Annotated in this window: 15 protein-coding genes; 4 read left to right on the forward strand and 11 right to left on the reverse strand. The window is 70.8% G+C overall.

The genetic code is table 11. From position 1 onward, the window contains the following. The 6 genes from ACI379_RS05625 to ACI379_RS05650 all read right to left on the reverse strand — a co-directional run. A partial coding sequence (locus tag ACI379_RS05625) for a saccharopine dehydrogenase family protein (RefSeq protein WP_439791092.1) occupies window positions 1–708 on the reverse strand: 708 nt, incomplete at its 3' end. Continuing rightward, complete coding sequence (locus tag ACI379_RS05630) at window positions 708–1,568, reverse strand: ABC transporter permease (protein WP_439791093.1); 861 nt, start codon at window positions 1,566–1,568, stop codon at window positions 708–710. The genes ACI379_RS05630 and ACI379_RS05625, both read right to left, overlap by 1 nt. Window position 1,569: 1 nt before the next feature. Then, complete coding sequence (locus ACI379_RS05635) at window positions 1,570–2,496, reverse strand: ABC transporter permease (protein WP_439791094.1); 927 nt, start codon at window positions 2,494–2,496, stop codon at window positions 1,570–1,572. Then, window positions 2,493–3,602 (reverse strand): ABC transporter ATP-binding protein, encoded by a 1,110-nt coding sequence (locus tag ACI379_RS05640; RefSeq protein ID WP_439791095.1) that lies wholly within the window; start codon window positions 3,600–3,602, stop codon window positions 2,493–2,495. Before ACI379_RS05640 ends, ACI379_RS05635 begins: the two co-directional genes overlap by 4 nt. Before the next feature lie 3 nt (window positions 3,603–3,605). Continuing rightward, window positions 3,606–4,859 (reverse strand): extracellular solute-binding protein, encoded by a 1,254-nt coding sequence (locus ACI379_RS05645; RefSeq protein ID WP_439791096.1) that lies wholly within the window; start codon window positions 4,857–4,859, stop codon window positions 3,606–3,608. Between the two features lie 73 nt (window positions 4,860–4,932). Continuing rightward, window positions 4,933–6,378, reverse strand: a complete 1,446-nt coding sequence (locus tag ACI379_RS05650; RefSeq protein ID WP_439791097.1) for a gamma-aminobutyraldehyde dehydrogenase — start codon at window positions 6,376–6,378, stop codon at window positions 4,933–4,935. 173 nt (window positions 6,379–6,551) lie between these two features. On the opposite strand from ACI379_RS05650, the gene ACI379_RS05655 reads away from it, so the two are divergent. Both ACI379_RS05655 and ACI379_RS05660 read left to right on the forward strand, forming a co-directional pair. Continuing rightward, window positions 6,552–7,049 (forward strand): Lrp/AsnC family transcriptional regulator, encoded by a 498-nt coding sequence (locus tag ACI379_RS05655; RefSeq protein WP_439791098.1) that lies wholly within the window; start codon window positions 6,552–6,554, stop codon window positions 7,047–7,049. Then, window positions 7,046–8,431, forward strand: coding sequence for an aspartate aminotransferase family protein (locus ACI379_RS05660; protein ID WP_439791099.1), 1,386 nt, complete (start codon window positions 7,046–7,048; stop codon window positions 8,429–8,431). Before ACI379_RS05655 ends, ACI379_RS05660 begins: the two co-directional genes overlap by 4 nt. A 332-nt stretch (window positions 8,432–8,763) precedes the next feature. Here the strand turns inward: ACI379_RS05660 and ACI379_RS05665 are convergent, their stop codons facing one another. Continuing rightward, on the reverse strand, window positions 8,764–9,246 hold the full coding sequence (locus ACI379_RS05665) for a GNAT family N-acetyltransferase (RefSeq protein WP_439791100.1): 483 nt from the start codon (window positions 9,244–9,246) through the stop codon (window positions 8,764–8,766). 80 nt (window positions 9,247–9,326) lie between these two features. On the opposite strand from ACI379_RS05665, the gene trmB reads away from it, so the two are divergent. Beyond that, entirely contained in the window at window positions 9,327–10,064 is a 738-nt protein-coding gene (trmB, locus tag ACI379_RS05670) for a tRNA (guanosine(46)-N7)-methyltransferase TrmB (RefSeq protein WP_439791101.1), read from the forward strand. Here trmB and ACI379_RS05675 read toward each other — a convergent pair. Beyond that, window positions 10,036–10,854: an RDD family protein gene (locus tag ACI379_RS05675; RefSeq protein ID WP_439791102.1), complete on the reverse strand. Its 819-nt coding sequence runs from the start codon at window positions 10,852–10,854 to the stop codon at window positions 10,036–10,038. The two genes, trmB and ACI379_RS05675, sit on opposite strands and share 29 nt — an antisense overlap. Window positions 10,855–10,951: 97 nt before the next feature. On the opposite strand from ACI379_RS05675, the gene ACI379_RS05680 reads away from it, so the two are divergent. Beyond that, window positions 10,952–11,947: a stage II sporulation protein M gene (locus ACI379_RS05680; RefSeq protein WP_439791103.1), complete on the forward strand. Its 996-nt coding sequence runs from the start codon at window positions 10,952–10,954 to the stop codon at window positions 11,945–11,947. Between the two features lie 9 nt (window positions 11,948–11,956). Here the strand turns inward: ACI379_RS05680 and ACI379_RS05685 are convergent, their stop codons facing one another. From ACI379_RS05685 to ACI379_RS05695, 3 genes are all read right to left on the reverse strand, one after another. Beyond that, window positions 11,957–12,406, reverse strand: coding sequence for a VOC family protein (locus ACI379_RS05685; protein ID WP_439791104.1), 450 nt, complete (start codon window positions 12,404–12,406; stop codon window positions 11,957–11,959). A gap of 10 nt (window positions 12,407–12,416) precedes the next feature. Further along, window positions 12,417–12,914 carry a helix-turn-helix transcriptional regulator gene (locus ACI379_RS05690; protein WP_439791105.1) on the reverse strand — a complete coding sequence of 166 codons (498 nt, stop codon included), beginning with the start codon at window positions 12,912–12,914 and terminating at the stop codon, window positions 12,417–12,419. After that, on the reverse strand, window positions 12,911–13,875 hold a 965-nt coding region (locus ACI379_RS05695; RefSeq protein ID WP_439791106.1), incomplete at its 5' end, for a DUF58 domain-containing protein. The genes ACI379_RS05690 and ACI379_RS05695, both read right to left, overlap by 4 nt.

A 13,875-nucleotide genomic window follows, 5' to 3' on the forward strand; every position in this document is an offset into this window, starting at 1 on the left:
GAAGAAGCCGGCCTCGAGGTCGTACGCGCCGTCGCGGTCCGCGCGGGCGCGCTCACACACCACCGGTGGGTTGAGGCACTCCTCGATGACGGTCCAGATCGAGAAGCCGGGCGCGAAGATCTCGTTGCTGTCCTCGTCGCGGACCACCAGGTTGGCTCCGTCGCGGGTGCCCAGCTCGTCGATGTGGTCGAACAGCTCGTCGGCGGCGTACCGCGCGAACACGTTGGACAGGCCCGGCTCGACGCCGATCCCGACCAGCGCCAGGCGTCCGGCCTCCTCCCAGGTCGTCGACGCCGCGAACTGCTCGTCACCGAGCTTGACCCCCACCTGCGCGTACGGCTCGGTGGGGTGCGGGTGGGACAGGCTCATCGCCATGTCCAGGTAGTCGGCGCCGGCCGCGTACGCGCCCTCGAAGAGCGGCATCACGAAGCGCGGGTCGACCGCGTTGAACACGTGCGTGGCACCCACCTCGCGGGCCAGCGCCTCCACGGCGGCCGCGTCGGAGGCGTCCACCCGGGCGGCGCTGAACCGCTCCTCGCCCGGGTGCCGCTCGCGGACCGCGGAGACGGTCCTCTCGGCCCGGGACATGTCGTGGTCGGCGACCACCCACGCGCTGAAGAAGCCGCGCTCGGCGGCGATCCGTGCGGCCGCGTCGCCGACGCCGCCAGCACCGACCATGAGCACCCGCAGGGACGTGGGTTCGGACATCAGGAGCCCTTCTTGGCGCGCAGCGAGGCGAGCAGGGTGCCGCCCACGACGAGCGCGATCGCGATCACGAACATGGAGATGCCGATGACGTTGGCCTCGGCGGGGATGCCTCGCTTGGCGGAGACGTAGACGAACTTCGGGAACGTCGACTCGTTGCCGGAGACGAAGTTGGTGATGATGAAGTCGTCGAAGGACAGCGAGAACGCCAGCATCGCCGCACCCAGGACACCGGGCAGGATCAGCGGGAACGTGACCCGCCAGAAGGTGGCCTGAGGACCGGCGTACAGGTCCTGCGCGGCCTCCTCGATCCGCGGGTCCAGCGACTGGATCCGGGCGCGCACGGCCACCACGACGAAGCTCAGGCAGAACATGATGTGGGCGGCCGTGATCGTCCAGAAGCCCAGGTGCACGCCGAAGCGGGTGAACCCCTGCACGAAGATCGTCAGCAGCGAGGCGCCGAGCACGATCTCGGGGGTGGCCATCGGTACGAAGACCAGCAGGTTGCTGGCCGCCTTGCCGCGGAACTGGTAGCGCACCATCGCCAGGGCCATCATCGTGCCCAGCACCGTGGCGACGACCGTCGAGATCGCGCCGATCTGCAGCGAGGTGACCAGCGACTCGCACGCCCCGGCGACGCCGCAGGGGTCCTTCCAGTGGTCGAGGGTGAAGCCCTGCCACACGATGTTGGTCTTGCCGTGGTCGTTGAACGAGAAGATGAAGGTGTACAGGATCGGCAGGAACATGTACGCCAGCACCAGCAGCGCCGAGATCATCACGAAGTGGTTGCCCAGCCACAGCTGGGCACGCTTGGCCGCCGAGGGCCGGTAGCCGGCCGAGCGGGTCACGTCGGTGGTTGTCATGTCACACCAGCTCCTCGGTGCCGAAGCGGCGCACGTACAGGAAGACCATGACCAGGATCGCGGCCATCAGGGTGAAGGAGAGCGCTGCGGCGATCGGGTAACCGCCCGGCACGGCCAGGAACTGGTTGTTGATGACGTTGCCGACCATCGTGCCCTTCTGGGGGCCGAGCAGCTCCATGTTGACGAAGTCGCCGGCCGCCGGGATGAAGGTCAGCAGGGTGCCGGCGAGCACGCCCGGCATCGACATCGGCAGGGTCACCGTGCGGAACGTCGTGAGCCCGTTGGCGTACAGGTCGCCGCCGGCCTCGATGACGCGCGGGTCGGCGCGCTCGAGGGAGGCGTAGATCGGCAGCACCATGAACGGCAGGAAGTTGTACGTCAGGCCGGCCACCACCGCCAGGGGCGTGTTGATCAGCCGGTCGCCGGGCAGCAGGTGCAGGAAGTTGAGGGCCTCCACGACCCACGACTCGTCGCCCAGGATCTGTGACCAGGCGAAGGTGCGCAGGATGAACGAGGTGAAGAACGGCGCGATGACGCCGATCATCATCAGGCCCCGCCAGCGGCCCGCCTTGAACGCCATCGCGTACGCCAGCGGGTAGGCCAGCAGGAACGCCAGCAGCGTCGCGGCCCCGGCGTACAGGAAGCTGCGGCCGAAGTGCGGGGCGTAGGAGGTCAGCGCCTCGACGTAGTTTCCGACGTTGAGGTCGCGGTAGTAGTAGCCGGGGAAGTCCGGCCACCCCGACTGCAGGCTGACCGCAGCCAGCTGGGCCAGCGGGAAGAGGAAGAAGATCCCGAGCCACAGGACTCCGGGGAGCAGCAGCAGGTACGCCATCCACGGGCGCCGCCCCTCCGCCCCCGCGAGCACCTGGTTGGGGTCGGTCTCGCCGGCGGGGTCAGGACGCGACGTGGCCGCGGCGAGGATGCTCACGACTCCTCCTCGTCCAGCGGCACACCGAAGGCGTGGCCGGGGTCCCAGGAGATCCAGCACTCGTCGCCTGGCCGCAGGTCGAGCGGCTCGAGGTCGAGGTTCTGCTCGTAGACGCTCCACACGGTGCCCGAGGGCATCTCGATCAGGTAGCTGGTGGCCACACCGAGGAAGGAGACGTCCTTGACGATGCCGCGCAGGTCACCGCCGCCGTCGCCGGGCGGTGCGCTGCGCGCGATCTTGACCTTCTCGGGACGGACCCCGAAGAGGAAGTCGCCCTCGGTGACCTCGGTCCGGTCGCGGTGGACCTTGACCTTGGAGCCGAGCACGTCGGCGAGCAGGAAGTCGCCGTCGCTGCCCAGGACGGTGCCGCGCCCCATGTTGGACTGGCCCACGAACTTGGCCACGAACTGTGTCTTCGGCAGGTCGTACAGCGCGACCGGCTCGCCCATCTGCTCGATCCGCCCCTGGTTCATCACCGCGACGGTGTCGGCCATGGTCATGGCCTCCTCCTGGTCGTGGGTGACGTGGATGAAGGTGAGGCCGACCTCGGTCTGGATGCGCTTGAGCTCGACCTGCATCTCGCGACGCAGCTTGAGGTCCAGGGCGCCGAGCGGCTCGTCGAGCAGCAGCACCTCGGGCGAGTTCACCAGGGCCCGGGCCACCGCCACGCGCTGCTGCTGGCCGCCCGAGAGCTGGGTCGGCTTGCGCCCGGCGAACCGGGTCATCTGCACCAGCTCGAGGGCGTCGTCGGCCAGGCCGAGCGCGTTCTTCTCCTTGCGGCGCTTGGGCCCGAAGGCGACGTTGTCGCGCACGGTGAGGTGCGGGAACAGCGCGTACGACTGGAAGACCGTGTTGACGGGGCGCTCGTAGGGACGCGAGCCGGTGAGGTCGGTGTCGCCGATGAGGACCTTGCCCGTGGTGGGCTGCTCGAGCCCGGCCACCATGCGCAGGGTCGTCGTCTTGCCGCACCCGGACGGGCCGAGGAGGGCGAAGAACGAGCCCCGCGGCACGCTCAGCGACAGGTCGTCGACGGCGAGGAAGTCGCCGAACTTCTTGGTGACCGACTCGATCCTCAGGTCACCGGTTGCTTCGCGGAATCCGGCCATGGGTCAGCCCCCCAGGATCACTCGGTCGGACCACAGCTTCGCGAAGGCGCTGTCGTCGTCGGCGGACAGGGCACGGAAGCCCTGGATGTTGCTGTCGGCGATGAACTGCTCGGAGGGGAAGATGAACGGGCTCTCGGCGAGCTCCGGGTCGATCTTCATCATCTCCTCCTGCGCGCCCTTGACCGGGCACACGTAGTTCACGAACGCGGCGACCTCGGCCGCCACGGCCGGCTCGTAGTAGTAGTCGATGACCTTGTGCGCGTTGGCCTGCCGGTTGGAGGTGATCGGCACCATCATGTTGTCGCTCCACAGCGTCCCGCCCGACTCGGGGATCGTGAAGGTCCACGCGTCGTCGCCGGTGTCCCAGGCCAGCGTGAAGATGTCGCCGCTCCAGGTGATGCCGGCGTACGCGGTGCCGGCGGCCAGGTCTTCGAGGTAGGCGTTGCCCTTGACCCGGCGGATGTAGCCCTCGTCGATCTTCTGCTCGACGAACTCGACGGCGTTCTCGAACTCCGTACGGCCCCAGTCGGACTCGATGTCGACGCCCTGGGACTGCATGACGATGCCGATGGTGTCGCGGAACTCCGAGAGCACCACGACCTTGCCCTTGAGGTCATCGGTCCACAGGTCGTCGAGCGACTTGAGCTCGCGGCCCACCTTCTTGCGGTTGTAGCCGATGCCGGCGAAGCCGGACTGCCAGGTCACCGACTGGCGGCGGCCGGGGTCGAAGGAGACCTGCCGCAGCGGGTCGAGCATGTTGGACACGACGTGCGGGAGGCTCATCAGGTCGAGCGGCTGGCACAGCTGCTCGCGGATCACCCGGCCGGCCATCCAGTCGGTCGGGGTGAAGATGTCGCGGTCGATGCTCTGCCCTGCCCGCAGCTGCGGGGTGATCTTCGAGAAGTACGTGTCGTTGTCGTCGATGTCCTCGAAGTACTCGACCTTGATCCCGGTGCGCTTGGTGAACGCCTCCAGGGTCGGGTGCTTCTGGGTCTCCTCGTCGATGTCCATGTACGCGGTCCAGTTGGCCCACTTCACGACCTTGTCGGTCGCGGACACGTCCTTGGGCAGGTCCAGCGCGGCGAGCCCGCCGGTGGCCGGTGGCTTCGGCGGGGCGCACGCGCCGAGCGCGACGCCGGCGCCCACAGCGCCTGCGGTGCCGAGCAGGGCACGGCGGCTCAGGGCTCCGCCGGACGCCTGGATGATGGCGCGCGCCTCGGGGCTGGCCGGACGGCGACGGCCTCTCAGGGGATTCATCAGGGGTGTCTCGCTCTCGGGTCAGCGACGGGGCGGGGGTGGCGCCCGGGCCGCTGCCCGGGCGCCGGGGCCATCAGCTCTCGATGTTGGCCATCACGTGCTTGATGCGGGTGTAGTCCTCGAAGCCGTACATCGACAGGTCCTTGCCGTAGCCGGACTTCTTGTAGCCGCCGTGCGGCATCTCCGAGACGAACGGGATGTGGGTGTTGACCCAGACGCAGCCGAAGTCGAGCTCGGTGGTCATCCGCATGGCGCGGCCGAAGTCCTTGGTCCACACCGAGGAGGCCAGGCCGTAGTCGACGCCGTTGGCCCAACGCACGGCCTCGGCCTCGTCGCTGAAGGTCTGCACGGTGATGACGGGGCCGAAGATCTCCTGCTGGATCGCCTCGTCGTCCTGGCGCAGGCCGGACACGACCGTGGGCTCGAAGAAGAAGCCGGCGCCCAGGGCCCCGACCCGGTTGCCGCCGGCACGCACGCTCGCGTGGGACGGCAGCCGGTCGATGAAGCCGGTGACCCGCTCGAGCTGGTTGACGTTGTTGACCGGGCCGAAGTCAGCCTCGGCGTCGTCCTGCATGCCGACCTTGACGTTGCGCGACGCGTACTCGGCCAGCGCGGCGGTGAACTCCTCGGCGATCCCGGCCTGCACGAGCACGCGGGTGGCGGCCGTGCAGTCCTGACCGGCGTTGAAGTAGCCGGCGCCCGCGATCGTCTCGACGGCGGACTCGATGTCGGCGTCGTCGAAGATCACCACGGGCGCCTTGCCGCCGAGCTCGAGGTGGACGCGCTTGATGGCCGGTGCCGCCGACAGTGCGACCTCGGCGCCGGCGCGTACGGAGCCGGTGATCGCGACCATCGCCGGGGTGGCGTGCTCGACCAGGGCGCGGCCGGTGTGCCGGTCGCCGGTGACCACGTTGAAGGTGCCGGCGGGGAAGAACGGGGCGGCCAGCTCGGCCATCAGCAGCGTGGTCTCGGGGGTGGTGTCGCTGGGCTTGAGGACCACGGCGTTGCCGGCGGCCAGGGCGGGCGCGATCTTCCAGGTCGCCATCATCATCGGGTAGTTCCAGGGGGTGACCTGGCCGATGACGCCGATCGGCTCGCGGCGGATCCACGAGGTGTGGCCGGCCATGTACTCGCCGGCCGACTTGCCCTCCAGGATGCGGGCGGCGCCGGCGAAGAAGCGGAAGTGGTCGACCATGACCGGCACCTCCTCCACGGCGGTGAGGTGGTCGGGCTTGCCGGTGTTCTCGCCCTCGAGGCGGGTGAACTCCTCGGCGTGCGCCTCCAGCGCGTCGGCGTAGTCGAGCAGCGCCTTCTGGCGCTCGGCCGGCGTGGTCCGGCGCCACTGCGCGAACCCCTGCTCGGCGGCCACGTACGCCGCGTCGACCTCCTCGTCGGTGCTGATCGGCGCCTTCGCGACGACCTCGCCCGTGGAGGGGTTGACGATGTCGGTGGTGGCGTCGCTGGCCGAGTCGACGTACTCGCCTCCGACGAAGTTCCGCAGGACACGTGGACTGGACACGTTCGACTCCTTCGCCTCGGTTCGTGTGACGAGGACGATAGGCCGCCCACCGGTGGCTGCACCAGTGCTCTGAGTCAAAAACATCTGCGGTTAACACAATCTTTACAGCAGATCAGTGCGGAATCCGTGCTGGTGGGTTGCATTCGGTGCGGTTTGAGTATCAGAGTGGGGCCATGACCGAAACCTCGACCCGTGCCGCGGGCGGGCTGCGAGCCGAGTCCGGCGGCACGCGCCTCGACGCCACCGCGAAGCGGATCATCGAGCTGCTCCAGGTCGACGGACGGGCCTCGTACGCCACCATCGCCAAGGCCGTGGGCCTGTCGGAGGCAGGCGCCCGTGCCCGGGTCCAGAAGCTCATGGACAACGACGTGATGCAGGTCGTCGCGGTGACCGACCCGGTCCAGGTCGGCTTCGCGCGCCAGGCCATGATCGGCGTCCGCTCCGAGGGCGACCCGCGGGCCGTCGGCGACCGGATCGCCGAGCTGCCCGAGGTCGACTACGTCGTGACCACCGCCGGGAGCTTCGACGCCCTGGTCGAGGTGGTCTGCGAGAACGACGACCACCTGCTGGAGATCCTCCGGCAGATCCGCGAGGTCCCCGGGGTGCTCACCACGGAGACCTTCGTCTACCTGAAGCTCAACAAGCAGCACTACAACTGGGGAACGCGATGAACGACGCCCACCTTTCCGACGCCGACCTGCAGCGCGCGGGCCGCGACCACCTGTGGCTCCACTTCACCCGCCACTCCACGTACGAGAACGGCGGCGAGATGCCGATCATCGTGCGCGGCGAGGGCCACAAGATCTACGACAGCCACGGCCGCGAGTACATCGACGGACTCGCCGGGCTCTTCGTCGTCCAGGTCGGTCACGGACGTGAGGAGCTGGCCGCGGCCGCCGCCGAGCAGGCCAAGGAGCTCGCCTTCTTCCCGCTGTGGTCGTTCGCGCACCCCAAGGCCGTGGAGCTGGCCGACCGGCTCGCCACGATGGCGCCCGGCGACCTCAACCGGGTCTTCTTCACCACCGGTGGCGGCGAGGCCGTCGAGTCGGCGTGGAAGCTGGCCAAGCAGTACTTCAAGATGACCGGCAAGCCGGGCAAGCACAAGGTCATCTCGCGTGCGGTCGCCTACCACGGCACCCCGCAGGGCGCGCTCTCCATCACCGGCATCCCGCCGCTGAAGGAGATGTTCGAGCCGCTGGTGCCGGGCGCGCACAAGGTGCCCAACACCAACTACTACCGCCGTCCCGACTTCATCGGTGACGACCCGGAGGCGTACGGCCGCTGGGCCGCGGACCGCATCGCGGAGGCGATCGAGTTCGAGGGTCCCGACACGGTCGCGGCCGTCTTCCTGGAGCCGGTGCAGAACGCCGGCGGCTGCTTCCCGCCGCCGCCCGGGTACTTCCAGCGGGTCCGCGAGATCTGCGACGAGTACGACGTGCTGCTCGTCTCCGACGAGGTCATCTGCGCGTTCGGCCGGGTGGGGGAGATGTTCGGCGCGGCCGAGTTCGGCTACCAGCCCGACATCATCACCTGCGCCAAGGGCCTGACCTCGGGCTACAGCCCGATCGGCGCGATGATCGCCAGCGACCGCCTCTTCGAGCCGTTCAAGTCCGGCACCTCGCTGTTCGCGCACGGCTACACCTTCGGTGGGCACCCGGTCTCCTCGGCCGTGGCGATGGCCAACCTCGACATCATGGAGCGCGAGGGGCTCAGCGCCCGGGTCAAGGACAAGGGGCCGAAGTTCCGCGCCGCCCTGGAGCGGCTGCTCGACATCCCGATCGTGGGTGACGTGCGCGGTCACGGCTACTTCTACGGCATCGAGCTGGTCAAGGACCGCGCGACCAAGGAGACCTTCAACGAGGAGGAGTCCGAGCGCCTGCTGCGCGGCTACCTCTCCGGCGCGCTGTGGGAGGCGGGGCTGTACTGCCGCGCGGACGACCGCGGCGACCCGGTCATCCAGCTCGCGCCGCCGCTGACCATCGGCGAGGCGGAGTTCGACGACATCGAGCAGCGCCTGCGCCAGGTCCTCGAGGGAGCCGCTGCGCGGCTGTGAGCGCACGACGTGGCACGACGTGGCTGAGTGGCCGGGACCTCGGGGTTGGGTCCCGGCCACGGCCGTGTTCGGGGTGGGGCCCGCCGTGGGCCCGGGGTGGGAGGCGTGCGTCATGCGTACCCGCCTCGTGGGGGTTCTGCGTCATACGTACGCGTCTCCCGGGGGCGCTGCGTCACGCGTACCCGCACCTACACGTGCGGATCTGCATGACGTAGAGGGTCCCGATGACGCGCGAGTCTGACGTACGGGGGCCCGGCGCCGCGTTTGCAAGACGGATGTCCCGCGGCGCCGCGTTCGCATGACGCACGCACGAGCACGAGCCCCGGGCCTTCTCACCCAGCCGGCTCCCAGCGCAGCTCCTCCACCACGAGGTCCGACCCCGGACGCAGCGGCAGGACGACGCCGGAGGGTTCGAAACCCCGGGAGACGTACAGGGCGCGCGCCGCGTCGTTGCCGACGGTCACGTGCAGCACGGCCGAGCGCGACCGCCGCGCGCACCAGGCCAGCAGCCGGTCCAGGATCGCCGCGCCCGTCCCGTGGCCCCGGTGCGCGGGGTCGGTCCACATGCCCCAGACCTGCGGCTCCTCGCCCTCGGGCACGTACACCCCGCCCATCGCCACCGCCACGTCGTCGCGCAGGGCGAGCAGCGTCGGGAACGCCGAGCCGGCCCGCGACTCCCACTCGGCCGTACCGAAGGCCCGCTCCCGGGCCAGCGTGGAGCCGAACGAGTCCGGGCTGTCGGCCAGGGCCCGCAGGCGCACGTCTCGCAGCAGCTCCCCGTCGGCGGCGGTGGTCTCCCTCACGACGGTGGTCATGGCGTCATCGTGCGTCCCGGCGGCAGGGCGCCGCAACGAGGTTTCGGGCACGGTGCCGCACCCGCGTACGCTTGACCGTCGTGTCCCACAGCCCTTCCGGTGAGCCCGTACGCCCCGCCCGCCCGCACCACAAGCTGACCGAGGACGGTCGCCGGATGCGGGAGGTGCTGTCGTACTCCCGCCGGGGCAGCCGGTTCACGCCGCGCCAGGCCGAGGCCTGGGAGGCGCACCACGAGGCGTGGGTCATCCCCGACGAGGCCGTCGACGCCCCTGACTTCGACCTGTCCACCTGGTTCGGGCGCGAGGCGCCGCTGGTGATCGAGATCGGCTCCGGCGTCGGCGAGGCCACCGCCGCCCTGGCGGCCACCCGTCCCGAGGTCAACGTGCTCGCCCTGGAGGTCTGGGTCCCCGGCGTCGCGGACAGCCTGTGGCGCTGCGCCGAGGCGGGCACCGAGAACGTGCGGTTCTGCTCCGTCGACGCGGTCTGGTTCCTGCGCAACGTGGTCGCTCCGGCCGGCCTGGCCGAGCTGTGGACCTTCTTCCCCGACCCGTGGCACAAGAAGAAGCACAACAAGCGCCGCCTGGTCACCCCCGAGTTCGCCTCCCTCGTCGCCGAGCGCCTCGCCCCCGGTGGGGTGTGGCGGCTGGCCACCGACTGGGCCGAGTACGCCGAGCAGATGCTCGAGGTCCTCGACGCCGCGCCGGAGCTCACCGGCGGTCAGGTGGAGCGCTGGGACGAGCGCCCGGTCACCAAGTTCGAGCGCAAGGGCCTCAGCAAGGACCGCCAGATCACCGACCTGCGCTACGTACGGAGCTGAGCCGCGCCCGCAGGGCAGCCTCGCGCTGCAGCCGCAGCTGGTCGCGCCGGCGGCGCTCGCCGATCACGGCGGCCAGGAACGCCTCCGTCGGGGTTCCCGGCGGAGGTGGCGGTGAGACCAGCGGCGCCACCGACGCCGCGAGCCGCTGACCCACGGTGACCCGCGAGGACGGCGTCAACCCGTGGGCGCGCTGCACGAACTGCCGCACCTGCAGCGCCAGCGCGGTCGGCAGGGGCGCGATGTCGGCCTGCGCCGCCCAGGCGCGCAGCGGTCCGGGGACCTCGATCGGCGCGGGAAGGGTGAGCCGTACGCGGTCGCGCACGACGTACGTCCCGGCCGCGAGGTCGCCCAGGCGCTTGCCCTTCTCGTTGAGCAGCGCGGTGAAGAAGGCGGGCACCCCGCTGAACGCGTAGATCTCCACGACGGCCAGGAGGGCACGTACGAACGCGTGCTGGGCGCTGATCGGTCCGCCGTCCTCCCGTACGGTCCGCAGCCCCATCACCATCTTGCCGATGCTGCGGCCCCGGGTGCTGGTCTCGAGCACCGTCGGGAAGACGAGCAGCACGGTGACCATGCCCCCGACCAGGGCGACGTGCATGAGCGCCTCGTCGGTGGGCAGCGCGGCACCGAAGTAGACGAAGAAGACGATCACCGCCAGCACGCCGGTGACGAGCATGTCGATGGCGCCCGAGACGACCCGGGTGGCCAGTGAGGCCGCGGGCAGGTCGAGCGCGACCGCCTCGCCGGTGATGACGTCGTCGGAGGTCAGCGACCCGTAGCTGTCCTGCACGCCTTCCCCTCCCGCGTCGGCTGCCGGCCCGTCCGGGCGGCGCCGGGCCCATCCTAGGGGGCGCCGGGGCGTGGGCCGACTGCCTAGAGTGTCCCGCGTGGACCTCGACGCGTACGTGCAGGCGCACCGCCAGGACTGGGAGCGGCTGGAGCAGCTGACCCGGCGCGGACGCCTGTCCGGACCGGAGAGCGACGAGTTCGTGCTGCGCTACCAGCAGGTCGCCACGCACCTGTCCGTGGTGCGCTCGCAGGCCCCGGACCCGCAGGTGGTGGCGTACCTGTCCGCCGTCCTGTCCGCCGCCCGCACGCGCGCGGCCCGTCCGTCCGGAGGCACCTGGCGCGGCATCGTCGCCTTCTTCACCCACCGGTTCCCGGCCGCCCTGTACCGGCTGCGCTGGTGGTGGATCTCCACGACGCTCGGCAGTGTCGTGGTCACCGGGATCATGATGTGGTGGCTCGTGCAGCACCCGCAGGTGGAGCAGACGCTGCTCAGCCCGGCGGAGGTCGACCAGCTCGTCAACCACGACTTCGAGAACTACTACTCCGAGTACGCCGCCGGTCACTTCGCGGCCCAGGTGTGGATCAACAACGCCTGGGTGACCGCGCTCTGCCTGGCGATGGGGGTGCTCGGGCTGCCGGTCTTCTACCTGCTCTTCCAGAACCTCTCGAACCTGGCGGTCATCGGCTCGATCATGCACCGCCACGACCACGGCCAGCACTTCTGGGGCCTGCTGCTCCCGCACGGGATCCTCGAGCTCACGGCCGTCTTCGTGGCCGCCGGTGTCGGGCTGCGTCTGTTCTGGTCGTGGATCGAGCCCGGGGCCCGCACCCGCGGCGCCTCCCTGGCCCACGAGGGGCGGACCGCCGGCACGGTGGCTCTCGGTCTGGTCGCCGTCCTGCTCGTCAGCGGCCTCATCGAGGGCCTCGTGACCCCCTCGCCGCTGCCCACGTGGGCGCGGGTGGGGATCGGGGTGCTGGCCGAGCTGGTGTTCCTGGCCTACGTCTTCGTCCTGGGCCGCCGCGCCGTCCACGAGGGGTGGACGGGCGACGTCGACGCGGCCCTGCTGGAGGACCGCGTCGCCACCCAGGCCTGAGCCTGGGGTTCAGCCGTCGATGAAGTCGGCGGGGTCGAAGTCGTCGGGGGAGTACTCGCGCGGCTCCACGAGCACCAGCCAGTTGCCGGAGTTGTCGCGCATCAGCGCCTCGACGCCGTACGGCCGCTCCTCGGGCGGCTGGATGAACTCCACGCCCTTGGCGACCAGGTCGGCGTAGGTGGCGCGGCAGTCGTCGACGTTGAGGCCGACGCCCGGCATCCCGCCGGCGGCCTGGGAGGTGCGTACGGCCGCCTGCAGGTCCTCGGAGAGCGGCGGTCCGGGCGTGGTGAGGTGCAGGTGCAGCTCGGGCTGGGAGGGGTGGACGACGGTGAGCCAGCGGAAGTCGTCGCCGAGCTGCACGTCGTCGCCCTTGGTGAAGCCGAGGACGTCGGTGTAGAAGGTCAGGGACTCCTCGAGGTCGGAGACCCACACGGACACGAGGGACACGTTGGTGATCATGCCGACGACGCTAGGCGGTACCGGGCCGTGCCGGCTTCTCCTCGTTTGCGACGTCCCTCGCGCGTTCGGCCAGACCGGCCATGAAGACCCAGCAACCCGGGATGCGCGGCGCTCCCTGCCGGGCCCAGCGTGCCTGGTAGGCGCTCGGGGTCTCCCCGGTGATCTCGGTGAACCGCGCCGAGAACGAGCCCAGGGAGGTGAACCCCACCCCGTGGCAGACCTCGGTCACGGTCAGGTTGGTGGTGCGCAGCAGGTCCTGGGCCCGCGCGACCCGACGGGCCGAGAGGTAGGCGCTGGGGGAGACGCCGTACGTCGCGGAGAAGAGGCGCTGGAAGTGGAAGGTCGAGATGCCGGCCACCGACGCCATCGCCGGCAGGTCCATCGGCTCGGCGTGGTGGACGTCGATGTGGTCACGGGCTCGCCGCAGGTGGACGAGCACGTCGTCGGGGACCCGGAGCCGACGAGCCGCCGTACGACGTCCCTCGTGCGTGGGCCGGGGTGGGGTCACAGCAGGCCACGTGCCTTGAGGGAGAGGTAGCGGTCGGCCAGCGCGGGCGGGAGGTGTTCGGGATCCTCCTCCACGACGTCCACGCCGATGCCCGACAGCACACCAACCAGGTGGTCCCGCTCAGCGACGGCCTGGTGGGCGGCGGCAGCGGCGTACGTGTCGGCGGTGCTCGCCTCCGGGCCGATCGCCGTCATCTCGCCCAGGGCCGGGTCGGCCACCGAGGCGACCAGCACCCGGTGGTGGCGGGCGAGCGTGGGCAGCACCGGCAGCAGACCCTCGTACACGGCTGCCGGCTCCAACGGGGTGAGCAGCACCAGGAGGGAGCGCTGGCGCCCCAGCTCCTGGACGGCCGCGGCCAGGCGGCTCCAGTCGGGCTCGGCGAACTCCGGCTCGATGTCGGCCATCAGGTCCTGCAGCGCGGCCGTGCTGCGCCCGCTCGTGCGCAGACGGGCCCGCACCCTGCGGTCGCCGGCGACGAAGTCGACGCGGTCACCGGCCCGGCCGGCCAGGGCGGCCAGCAGCAGGGCGGCGTCCATGGAGGCGTCCATGCGGGGGACGTCGCCGACCCGGGCGGCCTGGAGCCGTCCGGTGTCGAGCACGATCACGATCCGCCGGTCCCGCTCTGGCTGCCAGGTGCGCACCACGACGGACCGGTTGCGGGCGCTGGCGCGCCAGTCGATCGACCGCACGTCGTCACCGCGCACGTACTCGCGCAACGAGTCGAACTCGGTGCCCTGGCCGCGCACCCGCACCGCCGTACGTCCGTCGAGGTCCCGCAGGCGCGCGATCCGCGAGGGCAGGTGGCGCCGCGAGGGGAACGCCGGGAGCACCCGGACCGCCCCGGGCGCCGCGAGCGTGGACTGGCGTCCGGCGAAGCCGAGGGGACCCCGGACGCGGACGGTCACGCCCAGGGCGTGCAGCTCGCCGCGCCGCCGGGGGACCAGGGTGGTGCGCAGCACCG

The sequence above is a fragment of the Nocardioides sp. genome (genome assembly GCF_051876515.1).
In the GTDB taxonomy this organism is placed as follows: domain Bacteria; phylum Actinomycetota; class Actinomycetes; order Propionibacteriales; family Nocardioidaceae; genus Nocardioides.